Here is a 16526-nt window from a genome sequence, read left to right on the forward strand (position 1 = left end):
TTCATCGTAATTTAATTTTTTGGAATTTATTTTCCGTAATAATTTGACTTTAACTGTCTTAGACTCACTCCAAGATAAACTTCCTATCAACAACTATGCTAATTATGATATAATTAAAGAGAATTAGAATTAATCAAATTAATAACTAGGGAGATTAAAGATAATGGAAAAGTTAAAAAATAAATTTATTGAAAAAAGTATAGAAGCTTTTATACTAGGTTTAGAAATATATAATAAACCTACTATTAAATATAGAATAGAAGGATTCAGTTTTTTCATATGTAATGCCTGGGAATTGATGTTAAAAGCAGAGTTGTTGAATCGACAAATTCCAATATATTATAAAGATAATGAGTCTAGAACATTAAGCTTAGAAAACGTTGTGAAAAAAATATATTCTGATAGTAATACTAGGATAAGATTAAATCTAGAGAAGATTATAGAATTAAGAAATATAAGTACTCACTATATAACCGAAGATTACGAGCTAAAATATGCACCACTTTTTCAAGCTTGCGTTATTAATTTCACAAATGAATTATTAAGATTTCATAATCAAGATATTACACAGCACATTGCACAAAATTTTCTTACTACTTCTGCAAGTTATGAGCCATTGAGTAATGAAGAAATAAGAATAAAATACCCAGCTGAAATCGCTGAAAAATTTATTCAACAAGCTAATGAAATTGATATACTATCTAATGAATATAATTCAGATAAATTTTCTATTGAAATTAAACAAAATTTGTTTATTACTAAGAAAAAGAAAGAAGCAAATTTTACTGTGGCTATATGTAAAGAATCTGAAAACAAAGTTGCAATTATCAAAGATCCAAAAGATCCTTCTCAAACTCATAAATATTCATATGCAAATGTTATTACAGTAGTAGAAGAAAGATTAAAAAAACAAAATATAAAATTAAATTATAAAAAGAGCTTTAATCAGTATATATTAAACCTTATTATTGACTTTTATAAAATAAAAGATGAGCCAAAATATTCATACTGTCATAGAATCGGAAATTCAACTCATTATACATACTCCGAACAATTTATTGAATTTATTCTTATTGAAATAAAAAAAGATCCTCATAATTTTGTAGAAAGTTTAAAAAAGGTATAAAAAAAAGATAACCCCAGGCACATAGGAATGCTCGGTTATTAACCTACCCCATTTTGGGACCCAGCGTTTATCCTTCACAAGTTATCTAATCTATAATTTATTATATCCTATATTTCTGAAAAATGCAATTAATAAAATAAACTAACATCATTTATAAATATAAACAAAATAGAGCAAACTATCATATAAATTAAAATTCTATTAAATAAATCATAAAATTATAAAGGAGGTACCATGGAAACCCTTATTAATAGATTACGCCCTACTAAAATAAACAACATAATCGGACAGCATCATTTAATTGGCGATGGGAAAGTTCTCACTAAGATAGTAGAAAGCAAAAAAATGTTCTCATTTATTTTATATGGTCCCCCTGGAACAGGAAAAACTTCAATCGCTAATGCATTAGCTAATGAACTAGACTATAAATTTAAAATATTAAATGCTGTAAATTGTACAAAAAAGGATTTAACTGCAGTAATAGAAGAATCTAAAAGATTCAAAAAAGTAATTTTACTACTTGATGAATTCCATAGGTTAACTAAACCTATGCAAGATATACTGCTCCCTGAAATAGAATTTGATAATATTTATGTTATTGGATGTACGACAAATAATCCTTACCATACGGTAAATCCAGCAATTAGATCACGTTTAATCATTTTCGAATTACAACAAGTTTCTAATGATGATATTTATGAATATCTAAAAGAAATAGCTAATAATAAAGAAATATTCCCAAAAGAATTAATAATTGAAGATGATGTATTTAAAACAATTTCTCTTAACTCTTCTGGCGATTTAAGATTCTCGTTAAATACATTTGAGATTTTGTATAATTTATCAAATGAAGGTGAAATTATTACAAAAGAGAAGCTATTAAACTTATCCCTAGGAAAATTCAAATCTTATGACAAAGATGGCGATGCTTTTTATGACATAATAAGTGCCTTTCAAAAATCTATTCGTGGCAGTGATGTTGATGCATCACTATATTACTTAGCACTATTAATTGATAGTGGGGATTTAGATACTATCTATAGAAGAATGAGTGTTATAGCTTATGAAGATATTGGTCTAGCCAATCCAAATATTGGACCTTTTGTTCACGCCGCTATAGAAAGTGCGAAAATGCTGGGGTTACCTGAAGCAAGAATACCTTTAGCTAATGCGGTTATCCAACTAGCTCTATCATTAAAATCTAATAGTGCTTATATGGCAATCGACAATGCGCTACACGAAACTAAAACAAATCCAAAATTCATAATTCCTGATCATTTGAGAGATGCACATTATTACGGTGCTGATAAACTAAATCGTGGAGTCGGATATCAATATCCACACAGTCATCCAACAGGTTATATTAAGCAGCAATATCTTCCAGATAACTTAGTAGGAAGAACATTCTACACACCAAAAACAAATAATAAAAATGAACAAAATCTAGCACAATATAAAAAATTTATAGATAATATGAAATAAAAATAGGGCTAATCCAGCCCTAAAATTTAACAAAGTTCACATGTGAACTCATAGACGCAGTGGTTTATTGATATCTAAATTCGCTTTATAAAAGCTTTTTAGATATCTAATAAACTGTGCGAGGGTGACTCGACAAAATCGATTTCTCCGAAATCACGATTTTTGAGTCACTCCTTTTTTACTCACCTAGTATTTTAACTTCACATTCAAGTTCAACACCTGAATCTTCTAAAACTTTTTTCTGAACTTCTTTTATTAAATTTTTATAATCTTCGCACGTTGCAGAATTTATATTAACCATAAACCCAGCGTGTTTTTTTGAAACTTGTGCTCCACCTACAGTTAAGCCTTGTAATCCTGCATCTTGGATTAATTTCCCTGCGAAGTATCCTTCCGGTCTTTTAAATACAGATCCACATGAAGGATATTCTAAAGGTTGTTTATCTGAACGCATTTTATTTAATTCTTCTACTTTAGAGACAATTTCTTCTTTATTTCCTTTTTTCATTTGGAAATAAACTTTAGAAATAATTTCCTTAGTTTCTTGAATTACAGAATGTCTGTAAGAAAATTCCATTTGTTCATTTGTATATATTTTCTTTTCACCATTTTTAGTGAAAACCTCAACTTTTTGAACAACTTCTTTCATCTCACCACCGTATGCTCCAGCATTCATGAATATTGCTCCACCTACACTTCCTGGAATACCACATGAAAATTCAAGATTTGTTAAGCTATTTTCTATACAAAAGTCAGTAAGCTCTTTTAACGTTAATCCCGCATAACAAGAAATAATATCACCATCTAATAATTCAATCTTATTCATGTCACTAGTAAGAGCAACAATCCCTTTAATCCCATTATCAGAAATTAATACATTCGAACCATTACCAAGTATAGTCAATTCAATATTATTTTCGTTGCTATATGCTATTACGTTTTGCAAATCTTTTTCGTTATTAATTTTCACTAAAACCTCAGCATTTCCACCAGTTTTTGTGAAACTATAATTTCTTAAAGGTTCATTATACAGTACTTCACTACTTTGAAGAACTTCTTCTATATTTTTTATCTTAATCATAGTTTTCAATCCTTTTTAACATTTCATTTATAAATATTATTTTCTGTGCTAAATAATCCTTAAATGAAAGTTCTTTGTTATTCTTTTTAAATGAATTGTAATCATTTTTTAAATCTTCATTATTAAAAACTTCTCTAACTTTAATAAAGTCTTTGTGTATTTCTGTATCTCGTTGGACTACATTTAATACTACATCATAGCTCATAGTTAAATAGTCAGTGATTCTCGCATACTTAATTACACCTTTTATTCCATTATGAGCTATTCTGTGATAACCTATATTATTTAACCTTTTCTCATCAAATGTTGTTATCTCGTGTAAATTCTCAACAACAACAAGCATATCTACAATTTTTTCTCCTAATACCTGTGTTGTACTCGTTGCTCCAATGTGCAAAAACTCACACTTCGGCATTTTTGGAATTTCTTGTATTTTTTTTATTTCTTCTAAAAATGTGTTAACAAAGACCTCATTGTCTTTTATTTCTTCAATTTTAACAATTCTCTTATCCATTTATAAAATCCAATCTTGTAATTAAATATCCTAATCTATTATAGACGGTATTTTATTTAAAGTAAAGCTATTTCTGGATTTCATCGCTGAACTGAGTAAATATACTTCTGATATTAATAATCTTATTTTTTCACTAACAGCATGTTTCATAACAAAAGCAACTTTGTTCGTGATCATTTATTATTCCAATCGCTTGCAAATAGCTATAGATAATAGTACCACCTACAAAGCTGAATCCTCTTTTTTTCAAATCTTTACTAATTTTTATAGAAAGCTCAGATTCACTTGGTGCATCTTTATAGCTTGTTAATTTATTATTAATTTTTTTATAATCTGTAAAACTCCAGATATACTTATCAAAACTTCCAAACTCTTTTTGTACTTTGATAAATGCAAGAGCATTCTTTCTAACTGAATAGATTTTCAGCTTATTTCTTATAATTCCCTCATCTTCTCTTAACGATTCTAAATATTCGTCTGAATAGTTTGCACAAATATTATAATCAAAATTATCAAAAACACGTTTAAAGTTCTCACGTTTTTTTAAGATTAGTGACCAACTTAATCCTGCTTGCATACCTTCTAATACTAAATATTCGAATAGCATCTGTTCATCATGGGTTTCTCTACCCCACTCATTATCATGATATTCAATATCTAAGGGAGATTTTGCCCATGGGCATCTATGTTTATTCATGATTTTCCTCCAAATTATTATTCACAATAGCTAACATTTCTCTAATTCGTCTAATGCTATATCTTTCTTTTTTATCAATTTCTAAGAAAAATCCATCCTTTGCAATAATGCGTGTATCTTTATGAGGAGTTAATGCAGTAAATAATTCTTTTCCTTTTAGATTATTCATAATTTCTTTATCGAATGTTATAACAACTTTATTAGCTAATTCTTTTATACTAGTAACCATAGTATTTTTCGCCATAACTTTTAAATAACAAATATCTATTAGATTATTTACTTCTTCTCCAAAATCAGAGAACCTATCTATTAAATCTTCCACGATACTTTCTATTTCTTCATCACTTACAACGTTATTTAGTCTCTTATAGAAATCTATTTTATCCGCATCACTAGAAATATACTCTTTTGGAATAAAGGCATCTACATTAAGTTTAATCTCTAGGTCATCTGTTTCAACTTCAAAAATATCTTTCTTAATTTTCGGAGCAGCTTCTTTAATTATATTCTCATAGTAACTAACATCTTGTGTTCGATCTTGTTCTAATAACGGTTCTAAAATTCCTTTTTTCTCTTGAATTTCTTGTTCTAACATTTGAGAATATAGCGTATAACCTACTGAATCAATGAAACCATGCTGTCTTCCCCCAAGTACATCACCTGCACCTCGAATCGATAAATCCTGCATAGCAATCTTAAACCCACTTCCTAGAGATGTAAAGTTCTTAATTGCTGATAATCTTTTCTCTGAGTTTTCAGTTAACGATTTAAACGGTTCATACATCAAGTAAGCATATGCTTCTCTACTACTACGACCTACTCGTCCACGAAGTTGGTACAATTGACTTAATCCAAAACGATCAGCATCTTCTACTATTAGTGTATTTACATTTGAAATATCAATACCCGTTTCAATAATAGTCGTCGATATTAACATGTCATATTTCCTATCGATAACATCTGACATAATATTCTCGAGTTCTCTTTGGCTCATTCGTCCATGAGCATAAGCGATATTAATATCAGGTAATAATCGTTTTAACTCTAAGTATTTTTCATCAATTGTCTCTACTCTATTATAAACATAAAATACCTGACCTCCACGATTTACCTCATTCATAACCGCTTCTTTAATAACCATTTTATTCTGAGCTGTTACGAATGTCTGGATTGGTTGACGTTCTCTTGGAGGTGTCTCAATCACCGATAAATCTCTAATACCAATCAAACTCATATGTAATGTTCTTGGGATTGGCGTGGCACTAAGAGTAAGTACATCAACAGTATTTTTAAGATGTTTTATTTTTTCTTTATGCTTAACTCCAAAACGTTGCTCTTCATCTATTATTAATAATCCTAGATCTCTGTATTTAAACTTATCATTCAATAACTTATGAGTTCCAACGATAATATCTATTTTACCTTCTTCAAGTTTTTTACAAATTTCGGTAATGTCTTTTGCAGATTTAAACCTACTAACAACTTCTATATTAACAGGAAAATTCGCAAATCTACTTACAAAATTATCGTAGTGTTGTTCGGCAAGAAGAGTCGTTGGTACTAAAACAGCCACTTGCTTATTATTAGTAACAGCTTTAAATGCAACCCTCATCGCTACTTCCGTTTTACCAAATCCAACATCTCCGCAAAGAAGTCTATCCATCGGGCGTTCTTTTTCCATATCTCTTCTGATTTCTTCAGTAGCTTTTACCTGATCTTCAGTTGGAGTAAATGCGAAATCAGCTTCAAATTCAGCCTGCATACTACCATCAATGCTATACGCATAACCTGAACTCAATTCACGTTTAATATATAACTTAATAAGATCTTCAGATATATCCTCAATTTCTTTACGAACTCTACTCTTAGTCTTCTGCCAGTTTTTTGTACCAAGTTTATTTAATGCTGGTTTTCTATTATCAGTAGAAGCGGTATATTTTTGAATATAGTTCATATTATTTATATCCACATAAATAATATCACCACCATCATAGACAATCTTCAAGAAATCTTTATATACTCCACCAACTTCAACATTCTCTATTCCTTCGTATAGTCCTATTCCATGGCTAACATGAACGATATAATCACCAACATTTAGTTCTTGGTAATTTCTAATTTTTTCTGAGTTAGTATATTTAAATTTTACGCGACGTTTTTTTCTTTCTTCTTCGGTAAAAAGTTCACGTGGAGTCAATATAAATATTTTATTTTTTCTATCCTCTAACCCCTTAAGGTGATATTTATTTACATCAATAAAAATTTTCCCTTCTTTAACACCATAGTAAATGTCATCATAAAAATAATTATCAAACAGAACTTTTTCGATATAGTCTCTTTGCTTTTGAGTATTTAATGAAATTATTACCTTATAATTATCTGTCAGTTTTTCTCTAATTTCCTTAGCTAAATACTCTTCACTAGAATAATAAGCTAAGTCGATTATATCTAAGTTATAGTTTTTCTCAATAATTTTATCATTTAATTTTAAAGTAGATAAATAGTATTTTCTAGTATCTAAATTTTGTATTTTTTCAAATGCTATATTATCTATTACATCTTGATAGATATAACTTCTATTCATTTCCTGTAAACTTGTTAAAAAATACTCTCGTAATCCTTCTATTTTTTCTAAAATTTTATGATAATTATCATAGAAGACTATAGTATCATCATTTAAATAATCAGCAATACTATATGAATTTTCATAAATTAAATTTGAGAAACTTTCTAAATCACTAAAATCCCCTGTCGCTCTATAGATTTCTATTTTTTCTTTAAGATACGTACTAATCTCCTGATAATTTTCATCTTCTTGTATCTTTTTATCATCCAATTTAGCAAGTATTTTTTCTACAACTATATCTTTTTCTTCAGAAGTAAGGAAAAAATCACTTGTTGGATAAATAACTGCACTATCGATTCTATCTAGAGATCTTTGAGTAATTTCATCAAAAATCCTCATACTATCAAGCTCATCATCAAAGAAATCTAATCGTATCGGCTTTTCACTCAGAGGACTAAAAATATCGACTATACTACCTCTTTTTGAAAACTCTCCAACTACATCAACACTTTCAACTCGACGATATCCCATATTTAGGAGTTTCTTCTGTAACTCATCAAAACTAATGACAGTATCTTCACTAATTTCAAAACTATTATTTTTAAAATCACTAGGATTTTTTACTGTTCTATAGATAGCTTCTATTGGTATAATAATTATGCTTTGTATATTATTCACCAAATTTTCAAGTACCTTTATAGAGTTTTGGACTAAATCATTACTCTTAGAGGTATGACGTTTTAGTATATCTATTTCTGGATAAATATATGTTTCTTCTTCGAAATCATTTAATATTGCAAATAATTCTTCTGCTTCTGCCTTACTTTGAGATAAAACTACAACAGTGTTATTACTATGTTTATATTCGTTATATATTTCCAAAGCACGTGTTGTTAGATTTTGTCCATAAACCCCTATGTTTTTATATTTTTTTTCAAATTGCAAATCAACTATTTCTAACAGACTTTCTTTTATCATGTACGCTCCTTCCTACGACAAATAGCAGCAGAGGGGAACTTCCTTCCTCTAATGCTGCATTTGTTCTTTTAATTATATTTATTCATCAAATCCACAAAACTCATTTTCGAGAAATCTTCAATACAATTTATACTTTTAGAATAAATCTTTTCAATTTCATTCATCTCGTCTTTTGAAAATCTACCAAGTACATAGTCAACTACTTTCATAGGAGGCGTAGGTCTATCGATTCCAATTTTAAGTCTATTGAATTTTTCTGTTCCAAGATGACTTATGATGCTCTTAATTCCGTTATGCCCACCGCTACTTCCTTTTGCTTTGAGTTTAAAGTTTGCAGTTTTAGTATCTAAATCATCATAAATTACTAAGATGTCTTCTATATCAATCTCAAAATAATCATAAAACTTCCCTACTGCTTCACCCGAAAGATTCATATATGTTGTAGGTTTAATCAACAAATATTTAATACCATTATAATAAGTCATAGCATATTCTGCATTGAATTTCGTTTTATCAAAGCTTACATTCCATGACTTTGCAAGTTCATCAAGAATCATAAATCCTATATTATGTCTTGTATTTTCATATTGTTTTCCTGGATTTCCTAATCCAACTATCAATTTCATAAGTTATCCTCACTCTATTTATTTACTATCGAATTCACGACTTAAAGAAGACAACGGACACCGCTGTCTTCTTTAATTATCTATTTAATTTAATTAGTTATTATTCAAAAAGAACACTTACTGGTTCGTTATTGTGAATTTTATAAATAGCTTTAGCAATTAAATCACCTACACATAACGGTACCATTTTATCTAGTTTTTTCTCTTCTGGTATATCAATTGTATTAGCATACACTAATTCTTTAATTGGAGAATTTTCAATTCTATCTAATGCTTGTCCACTTAGTACGGCATGTGAGCAACTTGCATAAACTTCTTTTGCTCCTCTATCTTTAAGTGCTTGAGCTCCTAAAGTAATAGTACCCGCTGTATCAATAATATCATCTATAAGGATACAAGTTTTCCCTTCAATGTTACCTACAATATTCATAACTTCAGCAACATTTGGTTTTGGTCTTCTCTTATCGATAATTGCGATTGGTGTATTTAACGCATCTGCCAGTTTTCTAGCACGTGTTACACCACCGTGGTCTGGTGATACAACAACCACCTCTTCCATATCTGGAAGTTTTTCTTTGAAATATTTCGCAATAATTGGTACACACATAAGATGATCAACTGGAATATCAAAGAAACCTTGGATTTGAAGAGCGTGAAGATCTAATGCAATTATACGATCTGCTCCTGCTACCTCTAGTAGATTAGCTACTAATTTAGCAGTAATTGGTTCACGACTTCTTGCTTTTCTATCTTGACGTGCATATCCGTAATAAGGAATTACAACATTAATAGTGTCCACTGAAGCACGTTTAAGTGCATCTATCATAATTAATAAAGTCATTAAATTGTCATTTACAGGACCACTAGTTGATTGTAGTACGAATACTTCGCTACCACGTACACTTTCCTCTATATTAATTGAAACCTCTCCGTCACTGAATTTTTTTACACTACATTTGCTTAATTCTACTCCTAGTGACTTCGCTACTTGTTGTGCTAATGGAATGTTAGCATTTAATGAAAACAGCTTTAATGGTTTATCTACAAGCATATTAAATTTTTCTCCTTAAAATTTGGTTCGATAGTAATACAGATGTATTCCGTAGATTATTATAGCATAAATATTAGATAATTTCTACTAATATCAAGTATAGACCAATTAAAATCCATTAATTTTTTTACTATTTTCTACCATACATATTTCTGAAATTCATTTTTCATTACTATATTAATATATTTTATCTCTAAAATAGCATTTATAATAAAAATACTCTATCAAGAATATTTATAGCAAACGATTATAATATTCGTATTTTATGTATACCTGATGATATTTTTTAATTATTTCGACTATTCCCACCATTTTTTAGTTTATTTATTTCTCATACTATGATATTATTATTAAACAAAGAATAAAAGAAATTTTAATTTGCTTTAGCTTTTTAAAAAATTATATCTTTTTATATAGTTTAAATAGTTTTTAATAGACTTATATTTTCTTAAGTTTTGCTTTTAAATTCTAATTTTTTTTATTCTTAATTTTTATAAAATTAAAGGAGTATCATTATGGATAAAATTTTTGAATTAATTGAAAAAGAACAACACAGACAAGACACTAACATTGAACTTATTGCAAGTGAAAACTTTGTTTCACAAGATATTCTAAAAGCAACAGGAAGCATCCTAACGAACAAATATGCAGAAGGATATCCTGGAAAAAGATACTATGATGGTTGCGAAGTAATTGACGAAATAGAATCTCTTGCAATCGATAGATTAAAAGAACTTTATGATGCAAAATTTGCAAACGTGCAAGCACACTCAGGATCAAGTGCAAATATCGCAGTTTACTTATCTTTATTAACACCTGGTGATACAGTTTTAGGGATGAGTATGGATGCTGGTGGACACCTAACTCACGGTAGCAAAGTTAACTTCTCAGGGAAACTATTTAATGCTGTTTCTTATGGAGTGACAAAAGACACTCATCTTATCGATTACGACGAAGTCCTTCGTATTGCTAAAGAACACAAACCAAAAATGATTATTGCAGGATCAAGTGCATACTCTCGTGTAATTGATTTTGCTAAATTTAGAGAAATTGCTGATGAAGTAGGTGCTTACTTAATGGTCGATATGGCTCACATCGCTGGTCTTGTCGCTGCTGGCTTACATCCAAATCCAGTACCTTATGCTGACGTTGTTACATCAACGACACATAAAACATTAAGAGGACCTCGTGGTGGTATTATTCTTACAAACAATGAGGAAATTGCAATAAAAATTAATAAAATGATTTTCCCAGGTGCTCAAGGTGGTCCATTAGAACATGTTGTTGCTGCGAAAGCGATTTGTTTTGCAGAAGCTCTTAAACCAGAATTTAAAGTATATCAACAACAAGTTGTTAAGAATATGCAAGCAATGGTAAAAGCGTTTAAAGCTAATAATATTCCTGTTGTTTCAAACGGTAGTGATAACCACCTATGTCTTATCGACACATATTCTACTTATAATGTTACTGGACATGATGCTAGTAGCCTATTAAGTAAAGCTAAAATCACATGTAATAAAAATGGTATTCCGTTCGATACATTACCACCAATGAAAACTAGTGGATTGCGTTTAGGAGCAGCTGCTATGACTTCTAAAGGGTATGTAGAAGAAGACTTTGTAGAAATTACAAATATCATTTGCGATTTACTAAAGAATGGTGAAAACTACCTAGAAAAAGCTCAAGAAAGAGTAGCCACTTTAGTAGCAAAAGAAAGAAAAGAATTTAGATAAAAATAATATTTTAAACGGGACTGACTCTAAAAATCGATTTCTCTGAAATCACGATTTTTGAGTCTCTCCTGTTTTTTTGCGAACTTTATATTTGAAAAATAACCTCAATGTTCGTCTTTAAAAATTTATTTTTTTACTTTTATATTTTTTTGTTGACAACCGTTCGTTTTTCATGTTATATTTATAAAAATTCTTTAGGAGAAATGAAAATATGAAAAACAAAAAAATTATTAAAGCATCTTTTTTTCATAGCCCTAAGTATGGTGAAATTGAATTTCTGGAACACGCTATACTTTTAGTTTCTAATAATGGAATTATATCTGAAATTATTAAAAAAGAAGATGAAAATTATCAAAAAATATTAAATCACTATTCACAAGGAAGTAACTTTATTGATTTTAAATCTAAAGTGCTTTTACCTGGCTTTATAGATTTGCACATCCATGCTCCACAATGGCCACAAGCTGGACTTGCCTTGGATGACGAATTAAGCCACTGGCTAAATAATTTCACCTTCCCTTTAGAATCAAAATACGCAGATATCAACTACGCTCGAGAAGTCTATACTGATTTAGTAAAAACATTATTAGCAAATGGTACTACATCTGCAATGTACTTTGGAACTATCCATAATGAAGCTACACTAGAATTAGCGAAAATTTGTGCTAATTTGGGGCAAAGAGGTTTTGTCGGTAAAGTTGTTATGGATGATGAAACTATGAATCCTGATTTTTACCGAGATAATAGTACAAAAGAAGCTATTGAAAATACTGAGAAGTTTATTAATGATGTGCAGAATCTTTCAAAAGATGTTCCTCAAGGTTTATATCCTGTTATTACTCCTCGTTTTGTTCCAAGCTGTACAGACAGTGCTCTTTTAGAGTTAGGAAAATTAGCAAAGAAATATAACTGCTATATTCAAAGTCATTGTAGCGAAAGTGATTGGGAGCATAATTTCGTTCTTGAACGATTTGGAAAAAGAGATACTGAAGTCCTAAATCAATTCGGATTATTTACAGATAAATCGATAATGGCTCATGGCAACTTTATAAATTCTGAAGATGCTGATATCTTCAAAAACAATAAATCTTCAGTTTGCCACTGCCCTATTTCTAACTCATATTTTGCTAATGCAGTTTTACCTGTTAATAAACTAAAAAAACAAGGTTTAAATATTTGTTTAGGTACCGATATCTCAGGAGGTTTCTCTCCTAGCCTATATGATAATATAAAACACACGGTCACGGCTAGTAGGATGTTAAATGACGGAGTTGACAATAGACTAGAAGCTAATTGCCGTGGCAATCATGATTCAAAAGTGAGTGTATTTGAAGCATTTTATCTTGCAACCACTGGTGGTGGTGAAGCTTTGAAATTACCACTTGGACTTTTTAAAGAAGGTTATATTTGCGATTTCCAAGTCATCGATATCGATACACCGACAAATAAACTTCCAAATTATTTAGATAATGAAGAAGAAAAACACCTTCTTCAAAAAATATTATACTTTTCTACTTCAGAAAATATTCGAGAAGTCTGGGTTCAAGGTAAACAAATTCTAAAAAAAGATTAATAACATAAAAATAAAAAAGGAGATTACGTTTTTTATGACGAAACAAAATAAACATTTAACTATAGGAGTTGAAGAGAATATTCCATTTTCTCAATCCCTAATCCTAGGTTTACAACACGTCCTTGCAATGGATGTCTACGTACCACCTTTCATCTTGGCAACAGCTATTGCATTATCACCTGGTGATGCTACTGGTTTAATTCAATCCACTTTTCTAGGAGCTGGGATTGCATCATTAATTCAGGTATTATTTTATTTAAGATTACCGGTCTGTCAAGGACCTTCATTCATTCCTTTAGGTGCTATTATTGGTATATATATGGGAACTAAAAATCTTGGGACTGTTCTTGGTGCAAGTATAGTTGGTGCAATATTAGTAATCTTACTTGGATATTCTGGTATTTATAAATATATAGTAAAAAACTACATACCTTCTATCGTTAGTGGAACAATAATTATGATTGTAGGATTAACTTTGCTTCCTTCAGCATTTGTTAGTAATATTTATATTGAAGGTAATGGGTTAACTATGAAACAAAATGTATTATTAGCATTTATTACAGCCGCTTCTTTAATTCTATTTTCTACATTAGGAAATTACGTTAACAAATTCAAAAGAATTTTCCAAATTTCTTCAGTAATTATCGCCTTAGCTATTGGAACATTTTCTGCATACTTAATGGGTGGTTTTAATACTCAAGGAATTAAAGATGCTAGCTTTTTCTCAATGCCAAAACTTTTATTCTTAGATTATAGTATAAATTTTGAAATCTCTGCTATTATAACAATGATTATTATTTACATGGTACTTTTAGCCGAAACTACAGGAACTTGGTACGCAGTAAGTTCAGTTATTGACGAGCCTTTAAGCGATACTCAAGTTAATAAAGGTGTTATCGGTGAAGGAATCGGATGTTTAGCAGCCGCTCTAGTCGGAGCAACTCCTGTTACTGGTTACTCTACAAATGCTGGGATTATTTCTATTACTGGGGTAGCTAGTAGGAAAGTGTTTGTTATGGCTTCATTCTGGTTTATCGGATTATCATTCTTAGGTAAACTTTCTGCCATTATTAACTCAATTCCTTCTGCAGTAATAGGTGGGGTATTCTCAGTGGTATGTATCATAATCCTACTAAACGGATTTAGAGTTGTTAAAAATCTTGACTTCTCTGAAAGAGAATTATACATTATCGGAGTACCTTTAATGTTTACAATTGGATTATTATTCATCCCAGCAGAATTAAAAGCTAGTGCTCCACAGTTACTTCAATACTTAATAGGTTCTCCTATCGCTGTTGGTGCAATTGTAGCAATAATAATGAATAAACTTATTCCTTTAGAAAAATAATTCTAAAAGGTGTTGACTTAATTTAACAAAGTGGATATGAGAACTCATAGACGCAGTGGTTTATTGATATCTAAATTCGCTTTTTAAAAGCTTTTTAGATATCTAATAACCTGTGCGGGGGTGACTCGACAAAATCGATTTCTTTGAAATCACGATTTTTGAGTCACTCCCTTTTATTCTTATTGATTTTATATTTTCCGAAAATATAGTATAATTATATCTGCTAATTAAATTACAGAAATGGAGATATATCGATGACAGAAAAGAAAATGAATGTTGAAAGTTTTAACCTAGATCACACTAAAGTTATTGCACCATATATTAGACTAGTAGGTGTGTATTCTGGTGATAATGGAGATAAAATTTACAAATATGATATAAGATTTTGCCAACCAAATAAAGAACACTTAGAAATGCCTAATCTTCACTCTTTAGAGCACCTAATCGCTGAACTTATCAGAAATCACCTTGATAATGTGCTAGATTTTGGTCCTATGGGATGCCAAACTGGTTTCTACCTATCAGTAATCAACAACGATAGCTACGAAGAAGTTGAAGAAGCTTTAGCAAAAACTTTAGAAGATGTTCTTGTCGCTACTGAAGTACCAGCGTGTAACGAAGTACAGTGCGGATGGGCAGCATCTCACTCTTTAGAAGGCGCTCAAATGGAAGCTAAAAGATTCTTAGAAAAACGCTCTGAATGGAAAAACGTTTTTAGCAATTAATCGAAATTTATTCAAAATAAAAATGAGAAGTACACTTGATTCTGTAATCATTTGTACTTCCCTTTTTTAATTATTTACTACTGTACTTTCTTCTAACTCCTAAAAGACCTATCATTAGTCCAAGTCCAACTAAAACTATGCCTTGTTCAGAAGATGATTCCCCTGTTTTTGGAAGAGATTCTTTTTTCTCGTAGTTGTTATTTAAAGAAACTATCTTAGGTGTATTTTTACTGTTTGTACCGAATTCAGCTTGTTCATAACTTTCAGTTAGTTTGTGTTCATTTATGCCATAACTAACAGTATTTGAAGCATCTTCTATTTTTTCATAAACATACTCTTTTTTCGAAGAAAATTCTGTATGATTTTTATCCCTTATTTTATTCTCAGTCTCTTTTTTACTAAAATCAACAATCGCAAACAAACTAAAATGATTAATATTAAATTGAACTATTCCATTATTAACTTCTGAAGGAATCAATGTCAACTTACCAGTTTTATCCACATGATATATTTCAATCTCACTACTTTCATTTTCCAGTAAAACTATTCGAACTATTCTTTCATTATTTAAATGTACTACGTTATTATCCTTAGATAATTTCAAATCTAGGATTCTCACTTTATCCTTATCTACAGATAATTCTTTACTTATATTACTTAATTGTTGAGCATCCCTAACAGCTTTTACATTTAATGAAATATTATCAATTTTATTATTAAATAATTCTACTTCAACACCTGATTTACCATCATTAATTTTTTCTACTTTTCCTACTGGAGTAGTTTCTCGAATTAGCGCTTCACCTTTCTCACTTACCACTAATTCTGGTAAGACTTCTACTTTTAATGACTCACCTTTCTCGCTTATCACTAATTTTGGTAAGACTTCTTCTCTTAATGGCTCGCCTTTCTCACTTACCACTAATTCTGGTAAAACTTCTGCTTTTAATGACTCACCTTTCTCAATTACCACTAATTCTGGTAAGACTTCTTCTCTTAACGCTTCACCTTTCTCGCTTACTACTA

General features: G+C 30.0%; 13 protein-coding genes. 6 read left to right on the top strand and 7 right to left on the bottom strand.

What is annotated here, in order from left to right:
* Window positions 1-163: 163 nt before the first annotated feature.
* Both RWQ74_RS07355 and RWQ74_RS07360 read left to right on the top strand, forming a co-directional pair.
* A complete protein-coding gene (locus RWQ74_RS07355) occupies window positions 164-1126 on the top strand; it encodes a DUF3644 domain-containing protein (RefSeq protein WP_314397636.1) in 963 nt (320 codons plus the stop codon).
* 234 nt (window positions 1127-1360) lie between these two features.
* Window positions 1361-2608, top strand: a complete 1248-nt coding sequence (locus RWQ74_RS07360; protein WP_314397637.1) for a replication-associated recombination protein A — start codon at window positions 1361-1363, stop codon at window positions 2606-2608.
* A 178-nt stretch (window positions 2609-2786) separates the two neighbouring features.
* On the opposite strand, the gene murB is transcribed toward RWQ74_RS07360, so the two are convergent.
* The 6 genes from murB to RWQ74_RS07390 form a co-directional block, all read right to left on the bottom strand.
* Window positions 2787-3689: a UDP-N-acetylmuramate dehydrogenase gene (gene murB / locus RWQ74_RS07365; protein ID WP_314397638.1), complete on the bottom strand. Its 903-nt coding sequence runs from the start codon at window positions 3687-3689 to the stop codon at window positions 2787-2789.
* Window positions 3682-4203, bottom strand: coding sequence for a GrpB family protein (locus RWQ74_RS07370; protein WP_314397640.1), 522 nt, complete (start codon window positions 4201-4203; stop codon window positions 3682-3684). Before RWQ74_RS07370 ends, murB begins: the two co-directional genes overlap by 8 nt.
* A 133-nt stretch (window positions 4204-4336) precedes the next feature.
* Window positions 4337-4900 (bottom strand): DNA-3-methyladenine glycosylase I, encoded by a 564-nt coding sequence (locus tag RWQ74_RS07375; RefSeq protein ID WP_314397641.1) that lies wholly within the window; start codon window positions 4898-4900, stop codon window positions 4337-4339.
* Window positions 4893-8444, bottom strand: coding sequence for a transcription-repair coupling factor (gene mfd, locus RWQ74_RS07380; protein WP_314397642.1), 3552 nt, complete (start codon window positions 8442-8444; stop codon window positions 4893-4895). Before mfd ends, RWQ74_RS07375 begins: the two co-directional genes overlap by 8 nt.
* Window positions 8445-8512: 68 nt before the next feature.
* The gene (gene pth / locus RWQ74_RS07385) at window positions 8513-9070 is read right to left on the bottom strand and encodes an aminoacyl-tRNA hydrolase (protein ID WP_314397643.1); all 558 of its coding nucleotides are present in this window, start codon (window positions 9068-9070) and stop codon (window positions 8513-8515) included.
* A 100-nt stretch (window positions 9071-9170) separates the two neighbouring features.
* Window positions 9171-10121, bottom strand: a complete 951-nt coding sequence (locus tag RWQ74_RS07390) for a ribose-phosphate diphosphokinase (protein ID WP_304094048.1) — start codon at window positions 10119-10121, stop codon at window positions 9171-9173.
* Window positions 10122-10636: 515 nt separating this feature from the next.
* Between RWQ74_RS07390 and glyA the strand changes: the two genes are divergently transcribed.
* From glyA to RWQ74_RS07410, 4 genes are all read left to right on the top strand, one after another.
* On the top strand, window positions 10637-11854 hold the full coding sequence (gene glyA, locus RWQ74_RS07395) for a serine hydroxymethyltransferase (protein WP_314397644.1): 1218 nt from the start codon (window positions 10637-10639) through the stop codon (window positions 11852-11854).
* Window positions 11855-12065: 211 nt separating this feature from the next.
* A complete protein-coding gene (gene guaD / locus RWQ74_RS07400; protein ID WP_314397645.1) occupies window positions 12066-13427 on the top strand; it encodes a guanine deaminase in 1362 nt (453 codons plus the stop codon).
* A 34-nt stretch (window positions 13428-13461) separates the two neighbouring features.
* Window positions 13462-14775 (top strand): solute carrier family 23 protein, encoded by a 1314-nt coding sequence (locus RWQ74_RS07405; protein ID WP_314397646.1) that lies wholly within the window; start codon window positions 13462-13464, stop codon window positions 14773-14775.
* A 254-nt stretch (window positions 14776-15029) separates the two neighbouring features.
* Window positions 15030-15500, top strand: a complete 471-nt coding sequence (locus tag RWQ74_RS07410) for an S-ribosylhomocysteine lyase (protein ID WP_314397647.1) — start codon at window positions 15030-15032, stop codon at window positions 15498-15500.
* A gap of 70 nt (window positions 15501-15570) precedes the next feature.
* Here RWQ74_RS07410 and RWQ74_RS07415 read toward each other — a convergent pair.
* Window positions 15571-16526 (bottom strand): LPXTG cell wall anchor domain-containing protein (locus RWQ74_RS07415; protein WP_314397648.1); only part of this gene is annotated, 956 nt, incomplete at its 5' end.

The organism is uncultured Gemella sp. (assembly GCF_963525165.1).
Classification (GTDB): domain Bacteria; phylum Bacillota; class Bacilli; order Staphylococcales; family Gemellaceae; genus Gemella.

What these genes read in the sequence shown, in the direction of transcription:
- murB (WP_314397638.1), bottom strand. Translation starts at nt 3,689, where the DNA reads ATGATTAAGATAAAAAATATAGAAGAAGTTCTTCAAAGTAGTGAAGTA.
- pth (WP_314397643.1), bottom strand. Translation starts at nt 9,070, where the DNA reads ATGAAATTGATAGTTGGATTAGGAAATCCAGGAAAACAATATGAAAAT.
- RWQ74_RS07370 (WP_314397640.1), bottom strand. Translation starts at nt 4,203, where the DNA reads ATGGATAAGAGAATTGTTAAAATTGAAGAAATAAAAGACAATGAGGTC.
- mfd (WP_314397642.1), bottom strand. Translation starts at nt 8,444, where the DNA reads ATGATAAAAGAAAGTCTGTTAGAAATAGTTGATTTGCAATTTGAAAAA.
- RWQ74_RS07405 (WP_314397646.1), top strand. Translation starts at nt 13,462, where the DNA reads ATGACGAAACAAAATAAACATTTAACTATAGGAGTTGAAGAGAATATT.
- RWQ74_RS07390 (WP_304094048.1), bottom strand. Translation starts at nt 10,121, where the DNA reads ATGCTTGTAGATAAACCATTAAAGCTGTTTTCATTAAATGCTAACATT.
- guaD (WP_314397645.1), top strand. Translation starts at nt 12,066, where the DNA reads ATGAAAAACAAAAAAATTATTAAAGCATCTTTTTTTCATAGCCCTAAG.
- RWQ74_RS07410 (WP_314397647.1), top strand. Translation starts at nt 15,030, where the DNA reads ATGACAGAAAAGAAAATGAATGTTGAAAGTTTTAACCTAGATCACACT.
- glyA (WP_314397644.1), top strand. Translation starts at nt 10,637, where the DNA reads ATGGATAAAATTTTTGAATTAATTGAAAAAGAACAACACAGACAAGAC.
- RWQ74_RS07360 (WP_314397637.1), top strand. Translation starts at nt 1,361, where the DNA reads ATGGAAACCCTTATTAATAGATTACGCCCTACTAAAATAAACAACATA.
- RWQ74_RS07375 (WP_314397641.1), bottom strand. Translation starts at nt 4,900, where the DNA reads ATGAATAAACATAGATGCCCATGGGCAAAATCTCCCTTAGATATTGAA.
- RWQ74_RS07355 (WP_314397636.1), top strand. Translation starts at nt 164, where the DNA reads ATGGAAAAGTTAAAAAATAAATTTATTGAAAAAAGTATAGAAGCTTTT.